Genomic DNA, 11,240 nt, shown 5'->3' with positions numbered 1-11,240 from the left:
AAAACCTAAAAATTTTTAAAGACATGCGATGCACGTAGTGCGAAAAATTAAACATGAGACGCCAAATACCATAAGTTTTTCGTCATTAACCTGCACAGATTGCGAAGATAAATAAATAGCTTCAGTTTTATGATAAGGGAGCTGGCGGAGTTTGTCAAGAAAGTTTTTTCGTTTCTATTCCAAATAAAAGTGCGTTATATGGTTATGCAAGAAGTCTATTTACCCATTTGCTTAACTTTCTCTCTACTTTTTTTGAGTAAGGCCGCTATTGGCATGACAGACATTCATCGTAGTCAATATCTGTTTTTTGTTGCAATATTTCACTTTTTTTGAATATGTCATGCGAGACCTTATCGGCTCTCTGCATTGATTGTGATCTGCAGTAATATAAGCTCTTCAATCCTTTTTTCCAAGCAAGCATGTGTATTTTGTGCAAGTAACGTTTATGTACGTTGGCAGGTAAGAACAGATTTACTGATTGAGATTGACAAATATACGAAGTTCTATCACTTGCATGTTCTATAATCCATCTTTGGTCAAGCTCGTACGCTGTTTTAAATGTCAATTTTTCATGCTCACTAAGAAAATCTAAATGCTGAACGGAACCCTCGTTTGTTGAAATTGAAGACCATATTTTATCATTGTCTTGATTTTTTTCTGCTAATAGTTTTTGCAAGAATTTATTTCGCACTACAAATGAGCCTGTAAGTGTCTTTTGTATGAATACGTTTGCTGCGTATGGTTCTATTCCAGGGGAGGTATTACCTGCAATAATGGAGATCGAGGCAGTAGGAGCAATAGCGAGTTTGTGTGTAAACCTTTCCATTAGATCAACTTCTTTGGCATCAGAACATGCTCCCTTTTCTTCTGCTAATTTTTTAGAAACTATATCTGCTTGCTCGCGTAAATACTTAAATATTTTTTTATTCCATTGTTGTGCTGTTACTGATTCAAAAGGAACCATTTTGCTTTGTAAAAATGAGTGAAAGCCCATCACACCAAGACCAATACTGCGTTCTCTGGCTGCAGAATATTTTGCTCGCCGCATTTCATTCGGTGCTTTATTTATGAAATCTTCCAATACATTATCAAGAAAGCGCATTATATCTTCTATGAAGAGTTTATTGTCTTTCCATTCTTCGTAGTACTCAAGGTTTACGGATGATAGACAACACACAGCAGTGCGTGACTTATTTAGGTGATCATAACCTGTGGTTAAAGTTATTTCACTGCATAGATTTGACATCTTGATGTCTAAGTTGAGCTTTTTGTAAGATTCTGGCTTATTGTTATTTGTTGCATCAAGGAAAATAATGTAAGGTTCTCCAGTTTCAACTCTTGCTGTTAATATTTTGATCCATATATCCCGCGCTTTTACAGTTGAAATAACCTTATTGTTGTGAGGGCTTATTAAATTCCATTCTTGATCATTCTCAACAGCCTGCATAAATTTATCTGTTACTATTACAGCATGATGTATATTTAACGCTTTGCGATTTGGGTCACCGCCTGTTGGCTTGCGTAAATCTAGAAACTCTTCTATCTCCGGATGAGATACAGGAAGGTAGACTGCTGAACTTCCTCGCCTTAGGGATCCCTGACTAATTGCAAGCGTTAGAGCATTTTGCACTACAATAAATGGAACAATTCCTGATGTTTTGCCGCTACCCTTTACGCTTTCGCCTATTGAGCGTAAATTTCCCCAATAACTACCTATGCCTCCTCCACGTGCAGCAAGCCAAACATTTTCGTTCCATAGATCAACTATTCCCTGCAAGCTGTCTTCGGTTTCATTAAGAAAGCAAGAGATAGGTAACCCTCTCTTAGTGCCACCATTGCTGAGTATTGGTGTTGAAGGCATGAACCACAAGTTGCTCATGTAGTCATAAAGACGCTGCGCATGTTCTTTATTATCAGAATAGTAATTAGCAATACGTGCAAAGAGGTCTTGATAACTTTCATTTTCTATTAAATACCTGTCTGATAGAACTGCTTTTCCAAAGTCGGTTAATTTGCTGTCCTTTGCGTAATTAATGCTAATGTTATCCATAAAGTTCCTTTTATTCTTTTATTATATATAGATACTTAAAAGTCATTTTGAGCGATTTTTAAGTTAGGTTTTTCGGATTTTCTTGTTGATGCTGTAATGCAAACAAGATACCGTCAACCTGACTGCCATATATTTTACAGTAACTCATATAACTTATTTGCATATTTATTTCTTTTGCAACATGTTGAACATAACTTTCTGAGTGACGAAAATAGTCTCCTTTATTTACAAAGTCAATACCTTCACCTTCCTTTCTTCTTATTAAACATACAATAACTCCTTTTTTGCTCGTAGATCTTTTTGCTAATTCCAACTCTTCTTGAAAGTCATGTAGATAATGTAGCACTTCAGCAAAGATAATTACATCATACTGCTGGTTTTTCTCTTGTTTAAGAAACTCTTTCATTTCCATATGTATTAATTCATTGTAAACAGGCTTACCTTTTATAAAGCATCCTCTTGCGATATCTAGCATTCTACTTGAAATGTCAATTCCTGTTATATGGTTTCCAATACTATTTATTTTCAAGAAATGACCAGATATTCCAGTTCCACAACCAAGGTCGAGTATATTGAGCTCAGAAGTGGAGTTGTTGAAGATTTTTGTAATTATCATGTGTACAAGTTCATGCCCTCTATATTGTTTGGCAATCAACCAATGCTCAACAAAATATTCACCTGTGTAATCAAAATATTGTCTTATGAGGTTTTTTGGCAATTCTGTAATAGGCGCTGAGTTTGTCATTTTTTTTATATAGTAAGACGCCTCCTCGTGGTCATTATCTGATTTTAGTGCCCTTGTTAAATAATTATAAGCTTTGTTAGTATTCCCTACCGCAAAATGACACCTTCCGATGTTATACCAGACTATAGGTAAATGGGGGTAAAATATGCTAATTAACCAAAATCGTAACTTTGCATCTGATATGCTACCTTTATAAAAGTGATATAAACCGATTTCAATGTTGGTGTTTAACAGGTTCTTAGATTTTTTAAGAAGCACTGTCATTTCTTTATGAAGAGTATTATATTTATTCACAATGAAGTGTTTTACTTTCTTAATATTTAATACGCCAATGAGCTTAGACATACAATTTAAAGCAACGTTTTTTATAAAAGAGAGATTACTTTTCATACGTTAGAAATACTCCGAATGTTTATTATCATTTTTAGGCAATTGATTTTAACACATTTTATCTTACAAAATATCTTTTTTATTAATTTTTACTGTATATATAAGTTTACCACATATTTCTCAGATTATACTGTTTAGGATTGCTAGTATATTGTTGTTGATAATATAAGTAAATGTTTTGTGCAAAAAGGCGTTGACATATTATTTATTAGGTTATAACATATAAAGGATTAATTTAGTTTTTAGATGTTTGACAAGTTTTATGGTAGAGATTAATTTGATCTCAATTCAATTTTAATAATATTTAACTCTGCATATTCTGCATATAGTCGGATAAGTAAATTATTAAGAGCGCTTGATGGATGCCTTGGCGTTAAGAGGCGATGAAGGACGTGGCAGGCTGCGATAAGCTGTGGGGAATTGTCAACAAATTTTGATCCGCAGATTTCCGAATGGGGAAACCCAACTAGTTTAGCTAGTTATTACGTACTAAGTATGTAAAGCAAACTTGGTGAACTGAAATATCTAAGTAGCCAAAGGAAAAGAAATCAACCGAGATTCTGTTAGTAGTGACGAGCGAAAGCGGAAAAGGCTAGTGATTTAAGAATAAGAATTAGAATACTCTGGAAATAGTAACCATAGAAGGTGATAGTCCTGTATAAGTAGAAAGTTTTTAAATCCTTGAGTAGAGCGGGGCACGTGAAATCCTGTTTGAATATGGGGGGACCATCCTCCAAGCCTAAATACTCCTTAACGACCGATAGTGAACAAGTACCGTGAGGGAAAGGTGAAAAGAACCCCGGGAGGGGAGTGAAATAGAATCTGAAATCAAGTGCTTACAAACAGTTGGAGCTCTATATCAATTTATTGATATTTAGAGTGACAGCGTACCTTTTGCATAATGGGTCAGCGAGTTAATCTATGAAGCAAGCTTAAGCCGTTAGGTGTAGGCGTAGCGAAAGCAAGTCTGAATAGGGCGTTTTAGTTTTATGGATTAGACCCGAAACCAAGTGATCTAGTCATGACCAGATTGAAGGTGTGGTAAAACACACTGGAGGATCGAACCAGTTAATGTTGCAACATTATTGGATGAGTTGTGATTAGGGGTGAAAGGCCAATCAAACTTGGAAATAGCTGGTTCTCCGCGAAATCTATTTAGGTAGAGCGTTGTATGTATGTTGTTGGGGGTAGAGCACTGGATAGACTAGGGGGATTCACCGTCTTACCAAATCTAACTAAACTCCGAATACCAACAATTAATTATACAGCAGGCACACTACGGGTGCTAAGTCCGTGGTGAAGAGGGAAACAACCCAGATCACTATCTAAGGTCCCAAAATTACAGCTAAGTGGGGAAGGAAGTAGGAAAACCATTACAGCTAGGAGGTTGGCTTGGAAGCAGCCATCCTTTAAAGAAAGCGTAACAGCTCACTTGTCTAAATAAGTTTTTCTGCGCCGAAAATGTACCGGGGCTAAAGCTGTATACCGAAGATGTGAGTGCTTATTGATTTCGATCAATAGGCGCGGTAGCGGAGCGTTCCGTAAGTCTGTGAAGGTGGTTCGTGAAAACTGCTGGAGATATCGGAAGTGAGAATGCTGACATAAGTAGCGTAAAAGAGTGTGAAAAACACTCTCACCAAAAATCTAAGGGTTCCTACGTCAAGTTAATCTGCGTAGGGTTAGTCGGTTCCTAAGGCGAGTCCGTAAAGGAGTAGTCGATGGCAATTAGGTTAATATTCCTGAACCTCTTAAGTGTGACGGGTTTCGTATTTGTATAGATCTTATTGGATTGATCTATGCTTAAAAGAAGCTCCAGGAAATAGCACTTATATTTATGAGGCCGTACCGCAAACCGACACTGGTGGATGAGTAGAGTATACTAAGGTGTTGAAAGAATGATGTTGAAGGAACTCGGCAAATTATACCTGTAACTTCGGAAGAAGGGTAACCTGCTTTTAGGCAACTATGAGTAGGTGGCACAAAATAGGGAGTAGCGACTGTTTACTAAAAACACAGGACTCTGCAAACACGTAAGTGGAAGTATAGGGTCTGACGCCTGCCCGGTGCTGGAAGGTTAATAGGAGGGGTGCAAGCTCCGAATTGAAGCCCCAGTAAACGGCGGCCGTAACACTGACGGTCCTAAGGTAGCGAAATTCCTTGTCGGGTAAGTTCCGACCCGCACGAATGGCGTAACGATTTCTCCACTGTCTCCAACATCACTTCAGCGAAATTGAATTCCCCGTGCAGATGCGGGGTACCCGCGGTTAGACGAAGAGACCCAGTGCACCTTTACTATAGCTTTACATTGCTATTAAAAGTGTGATGTGCAGGATAGGTGGGAGACTTTGAAGTTATGGCGCTAGCTATAATGGAGTCAACCTTGAGATACCACCCTTTACACTTTTGATATCTAACTATGTTTCATTATCTGGAACTAGGACATTGTATGGTGGGTAGTTTGACTGGGGCGGTCGCCTCCTAAAAAGTAACGGAGGCGTGCGAAGGTAAGCTAGAGCTGGTCGGAAATCAGCTTGATAGTATAATGGCATAAGCTTGCCTGACTGCGAGGCTGACAAGCCAAGCAGAGACGAAAGTCGGTCATAGTGATCCGGTGATTCTGTATGGAAGGGTCATCGCTCAACGGATAAAAGGTACGCCTGGGATAACAGGCTGATGGTGTTCGAGCGTTCATAGCGACGACACCGTTTGGCACCTCGATGTCGACTCATCACATCCTGGGGCTGAAGAAGGTCCCAAGGGTTCGGCTGTTCGCCGATTAAAGTGATACGTGAGTTGGGTTTAGAACGTCGTGAGACAGTTCGGTTTCTATCTGCCGTGGGTGAAGGAAATTTGAGAAGGTCTGACTCTAGTACGAGAGGACCGAGATGGATATACCTCTGGTGTACCAGCTGTTATGCCAATAGCATCGCTGGGTGGCTATGTATAGATGGGATAATTGCTGAAAGCATATAAGCAAGAAACCCTCTTCAAAAAGATTTCCCAATTAAGGCCGTGGAAGACTACCACGTTGATAGGCTAGGTGTGGAAGCGTGGTAACATGTGAAGCTAACTAGTACTAATAGCCTGATTGATTTATTTGCTTTCTATATGTGTGTATGCAGTGTTAAATATTAAGTTAAAATTGTTAAGTTAGAAATTTTTATTGACTTGGTGGCTATAGCAAAAATGAACCACCCGATCTCATCTCGAACTCGGAAGTGAAACTTTTTAGCGCTGATGGTACTTGAAAATGGAGAGTAGGTCGCTGCCAAGTTTATAAAAATTTCTTTGTTAATTAGACAGTAGGCATACTTATATTTTAACTTTCTTGTTTTGCTACTATTCTTTAAGTTTTTACTTTAACTACGATATCTTTTTTTTCTTATATGTTCTTGGTCATTTTCTACATTATTTAGCATTGTTCCTACTTCCCCTAATTGATTCCCTTTTGAAGGAGAATTACTGATTTCTGGTAATATTACATTACCTCCCACTTTTTTAAATAATTCTTCTTGTTGGCGAAATGCTGACCTCCAACCTGTTCCTGTTCCTTTAGGAAGAAATAAGAATTGATACATCTGACCAAAGCATGTGTTATTTACCTCTTTTATATGCTCTACCATTCACCACACCAATTAACTATTTTTAAAAATTTTACCTATATTATCATAAAAAATATAGTTGTAAATACCTTAATTGAGATTTTTTTTTATTTTATCTTTTTTAAGCAAATAGTTAGATCTTTTTGTAAATTTTTATAACTTGCTTGCATAATGTTTCTATGAGTTAGTATTATGTAGTAGTGCCCTATATTACTTATGTTTAAAATGCTAATTTTAGCAAGCATTCGTAGTTGCCTTTTTATTTTATTTCTTTTTGCTGCTTTTCCGGTTTTTTTACTGATAGCCAGACCTACTCTAATAGTATGAATGTACTTTTCAGGTTCTCTTTCTTTTATAGCGTACAGTGATATATAAAGCCCACGATAAAAAAGACTGTTGAGTGCTAACTTATTTTTGAAAGCAGAAGAAAAATCTTTTTTTTTATACTTACTATGCGCATAATTTGTTACACCCTAATGAACGGCGCCTATTAAGGATTTTTCTTCCAGCTCTTGTTGCCATACGTGAACGAAATCCGTGTCTGCGCTTTCTTATCAAATTTTTTGGTTGAAATGTTCTCTTCATTGTTTTTATATTAATATAATTATTTATTTTAAATTGTTTTACTTTATTGTCAAATAATGGTGAACTTGTATGACATTTTCGTAGAATAAAATTTGATGCATGGAAGAATGAATTCGGTGATAGTCATACCTGTCTTACTAATCCTTTTATTTTGTTTTAGTAGCTTTCAAGAAGTAAATAAGGTTAAATCTTATCTATATCTTAGTTGTGTATGGATGCTAACTTGGTTGTTAGTATTCTATAATAATTGTTTTGTAACTTTTATTTCTATAGCGTTACTTTTTTTCATGCTTGCTTTTATCTTTAAAAATAAAAGAAATAAGATAATAAAACTTTCGTTATTTGTGGCTTTGGCCATATCATTTTTTATCACTTTATTTATAATGCTGTCTATTTTTATTCAATCCATTAGTTTTTTTAATAAAGTAGCTATTTCAGAATTCTTGTTTTGCTTGAAATGGGGCCACAATGTAGTCACTATCAATGAAGAGAAGATAGGATGTTTTGGTATAGCGCCGCTTTTAGTTGGTACATTACTTATAACTATTATAGCAATGTTAGTTGTCGTTCCGCTTGGTTTATTTTCTGCAATATATATTAGTGAATATGCGAGTGAGAAAGTGCGTTATATTGTTAATACAACTTTGCAAGTTTTGTCTGCTATTCCTACGGTTGTATATGGATATTTCGCGGTTGTGTTTTTGTCTTTCTTTGTAAAGCAGGTAGCAAATTTTTTTGGTTTAAGTATACACTCAGAAAGTGCCTTAGTTGCCGGTTTATCGATTGGGATAATGATTCTTCCTTTTATTATTTCTTTACTCGAAGATGCCATAAGATCTGTTCCAAAAAGCTTGCGTTATGGCTTCATGGCACTTGGTGCAACTCCAGCGGAAACTATATGTCATATAACAATACCTTATGCAATGCCTACAATTTTAAGTGCAATTTTATTGTCAATTTCAAGAGTGATAGGTGAAACAATGATTGTGCTAATGGCTGTGGGAATCAACGCAAATTTGACTTTTAACCCTCTTAATTCAGTTACTACCATTACCGTGCAGATCGCTACATTACTTACCGGAGATCAGGATTTCAATAGTGTACAAACTCTTGCTGCTTATGCGCTTAGTTTAGTGTTGTTTATTATTACTTGGCTATTAAATGCATTTGCATTGTTTGTAATGAAGCGTAACTAGTAAGCGTTTTAATGTTGCAAAATTTCTATTAATAATATAAAATTTATTTTCTTTAGAAGTTCTTTTATGGAATTATAGTGTTAGGTGATAAAAATAAAGAGATGAATATAGGTAGAGCGATTAAGGTAACTCAAGCAGTTGTTGATATAAAATTTGAAGGTGAATTGCCTAAAATATTTAATGCTTTAAAAAGCAAACTAAGATATAAGGATAAGGAGCTGGTTTTAGAAGTTTCGCAGCATATAGGTGACAATATAGTTCGTTGTATTGCTATGGATAGCACAGATGGCATGTCAAGGGGGGATGAATTTGTTGATACAGGTGCACCAATATCGGTGCCAATTGGGCGTTCAACTTTAGGAAGGATTTTTAATGTTGTTGGAGAGCTTATAGATGAGTGTGGTCCACTGAAGGGAAAGTATAACTTAGAGCCTATACACAGAGCACCTCCAAGTTTTACTGAACAGAGAATACAGGAAGAAGTTTTAGTTACGGGAATAAAAGTTATAGATCTTCTTGCACCTTATCTTAAAGGAGGAAAAATTGGCTTATTTGGTGGAGCCGGTGTTGGTAAAACAGTCCTAATAATGGAATTAATTAATAATATAGCAAAAGCTCATAAAGGATTTTCTGTGTTTGCCGGGGTAGGGGAGAGAACGCGTGAAGGTAACGATCTTTATCACGAGATGATCACTTCAAATGTAATAAATATAAATGAGCATGAAAAATCTCAAGCTGTTTTGGTTTATGGTCAGATGAATGAGCCTCCTGGAGCAAGGGCTAGAGTTGCTTTAACAGCACTTACTATGGCAGAATATTTCCGTGATAAGGAAAATCAAGATGTTCTATTTTTTGTGGATAATATCTTTAGATTTACACAAGCTGGTTCTGAAATTTCTGCTTTACTTGGAAGAATACCGTCAGCTGTTGGTTATCAGCCAACCCTTGCAACTGATATGGGTGCAATGCAAGAAAGAATAGCTTCAACAACTTCTGGCTCTATTACTTCTGTGCAAGCTATATATGTTCCTGCGGACGATTTGACTGATCCAGCCCCAGCAACTACATTCTCTCACCTTGATGCAACCACAGTGTTGTCAAGGCAAATAGCTGAAATGGGAATATACCCTGCTGTTGATCCACTTGATTCAACTTCTCAGTCTTTATCTGCTGAAATCATTGGTGAAGAACATTATAATGTAGCTTCTGAGGTGAAACGTATATTGCAAACTTATAAATCACTGCAAGATATTATCGCAATACTTGGTATGGATGAGCTATCTGATGAAGATAAAATTATTGTTGATAGGGCTCGTAAGATTCAGAAATTTCTTTCTCAACCTTTTCACGTTGCAGAAGTATTTACTGGCATGCCTGGTAAATTTGTTTCACTTTCTGATACTGTTTCCAGTTTTAAAGGGATTGTTGAAGGCAAATATGATCACTTACCAGAGGCTGCTTTTTATATGGTGGGGAATATAGATGAAGCAATAAAAAAGGCTGAATTAATACAAGCTGAAGCTCAATAAAAGTTAAAGATTATGAATACTTTTAAAGTGCAATTTTTCTCTCCTGATGATCAAATTTCATTCAGTGGAGTGGTTTCTCTTTCAGTAACTGGGCTCGAAGGGGAGCTTATGATTTTAGCTCACCATGCTCCTTACTTAATTTATTTATTGCCTGGTATGATTACTGTTAAAATGAGTAACCAAACAGAAAAGAAGGTTGTAATTGATAGTGGCGTATTAGAAGTTGCAAATAATAATTGTAGCATTATAACAAGTCAAATTCAGGTTTTTGATCGTGCAATTCATGATGAGAAATCGTTTAAAAATAAGAGAATTAGTATATATTTAAGTTATCTTGATGAGAAGTTTCTTTCTTAGTTATTTTAGGCAAAAAGTCAATTATCATTCAAGTGGCTATAAGATTTTTGCTCAGGGGGCTCTTTTTTGTCATCCCAGAAACCCCGGGGTGTCATCCCAGTGTCGGAGTACTTTAGGTGTATGATCCCAGAGTGTGATGGTATGGGACCATACACTTAATCGAATAAAAATTAAAGAAGGAGAGTTGGTTGTAACGGTTGGAGATAACGACTTTGTTTTACCTGGAATTTACGTTGGATAAACTACAAAAAATAACAGGTAAAAATCAACGTAAATTTAAGATAAATCGATTTTATTGGTATTATCAAATCAAAATCTGTTTTTAATTAATCGATAATACTTTTTTACATATTTTCATCCCCTTTCATGGATTTTTTAATTTTATAGATGATATCTAATATTATTAGAAGCATTGTAAAATATCTTATGAGAAAAATTATAAAATATATTAGCATTATTGGTATTGCATGTTTAGTATTGTTATTTTTTATATCTAATGTGGAAACACGCGTAAAAACACAGGAAGAACAATTATTCCTAGCTGTAGAAGATGGTAATGCACAAGAAGTAAAACTATTACTCAAAAATGGTGCAGACCCAAATTGACCTTACCCAGAAAAAGTAGAGAGAAAGTTAAGACGTTTTTATCATGAGAATAAATTGTGCAGGAATGCAATAGTTATAGCACTTCTCGCAATAGTCCGAATAGGATAAGATATGTGCTTATGGCTATGGTAGAGCAGTAGCATATTATGATCTGTTCGGATTATTGTAAAAAGAGCTATA

Annotated in this window: 8 protein-coding genes, 2 rRNA genes and 1 pseudogene; 6 read left to right on the top strand and 5 right to left on the bottom strand. The window is 35.9% G+C overall.

Annotation, left to right across the window (positions count from 1 at the left end; all coding sequences use genetic code 11):
* Positions 1-265: 265 nt before the first annotated feature.
* Positions 266-2,050, bottom strand: a complete 1,785-nt coding sequence (locus OZD68_RS05720; RefSeq protein WP_182309176.1) for a ribonucleoside-diphosphate reductase subunit alpha — start codon at positions 2,048-2,050, stop codon at positions 266-268.
* Between the two features lie 58 nt (positions 2,051-2,108).
* Positions 2,109-3,185, bottom strand: a complete 1,077-nt coding sequence (locus OZD68_RS05715; protein ID WP_182309177.1) for a methyltransferase domain-containing protein — start codon at positions 3,183-3,185, stop codon at positions 2,109-2,111.
* Positions 3,186-3,520: 335 nt separating this feature from the next.
* Between OZD68_RS05715 and OZD68_RS05710 the strand changes: the two genes are divergently transcribed.
* Positions 3,521-6,286, top strand: a 23S ribosomal RNA gene (locus OZD68_RS05710).
* 66 nt (positions 6,287-6,352) lie between these two features.
* Positions 6,353-6,459 (top strand): 5S ribosomal RNA (gene rrf, locus OZD68_RS05705).
* Between the two features lie 85 nt (positions 6,460-6,544).
* On the opposite strand, the gene OZD68_RS05700 is transcribed toward rrf, so the two are convergent.
* The 3 genes and pseudogenes from OZD68_RS05700 to rpmH all read right to left on the bottom strand — a co-directional run bounded on the left by OZD68_RS05700 (position 6,545) and on the right by rpmH (position 7,372).
* Positions 6,545-6,808, bottom strand: a complete 264-nt coding sequence (locus OZD68_RS05700) for a hypothetical protein (protein WP_182309178.1) — start codon at positions 6,806-6,808, stop codon at positions 6,545-6,547.
* A gap of 86 nt (positions 6,809-6,894) precedes the next feature.
* Positions 6,895-7,170, bottom strand: a pseudogene (gene rnpA / locus OZD68_RS05695) (ribonuclease P protein component); the annotation flags it as partial.
* A gap of 67 nt (positions 7,171-7,237) precedes the next feature.
* Complete coding sequence (gene rpmH, locus OZD68_RS05690; protein WP_006279898.1) at positions 7,238-7,372, bottom strand: 50S ribosomal protein L34; 135 nt, start codon at positions 7,370-7,372, stop codon at positions 7,238-7,240.
* A gap of 107 nt (positions 7,373-7,479) precedes the next feature.
* On the opposite strand from rpmH, the gene pstC reads away from it, so the two are divergent.
* The 4 genes from pstC to OZD68_RS05670 all read left to right on the top strand — a co-directional run bounded on the left by pstC (position 7,480) and on the right by OZD68_RS05670 (position 11,060).
* Positions 7,480-8,568, top strand: a complete 1,089-nt coding sequence (gene pstC, locus OZD68_RS05685) for a phosphate ABC transporter permease subunit PstC (protein ID WP_182309205.1) — start codon at positions 7,480-7,482, stop codon at positions 8,566-8,568.
* A gap of 101 nt (positions 8,569-8,669) precedes the next feature.
* On the top strand, positions 8,670-10,097 hold the full coding sequence (gene atpD, locus OZD68_RS05680; RefSeq protein WP_182309206.1) for a F0F1 ATP synthase subunit beta: 1,428 nt from the start codon (positions 8,670-8,672) through the stop codon (positions 10,095-10,097).
* 12 nt (positions 10,098-10,109) lie between these two features.
* A complete protein-coding gene (locus OZD68_RS05675) occupies positions 10,110-10,454 on the top strand; it encodes a F0F1 ATP synthase subunit epsilon (protein WP_006279902.1) in 345 nt (114 codons plus the stop codon).
* 426 nt (positions 10,455-10,880) lie between these two features.
* Positions 10,881-11,060, top strand: coding sequence for an ankyrin repeat domain-containing protein (locus OZD68_RS05670; RefSeq protein WP_238514246.1), 180 nt, complete (start codon positions 10,881-10,883; stop codon positions 11,058-11,060).
* The last annotated feature ends 180 nt before the right edge of the window (positions 11,061-11,240 follow it).

The sequence above is a fragment of the Wolbachia endosymbiont of Drosophila bicornuta genome, assembly GCF_028982105.1.
In the GTDB taxonomy this organism is placed as follows: Bacteria; Pseudomonadota; Alphaproteobacteria; order Rickettsiales; family Anaplasmataceae; genus Wolbachia; species Wolbachia pipientis.
This window is presented reverse-complemented; position numbering and strand designations above follow the sequence as displayed.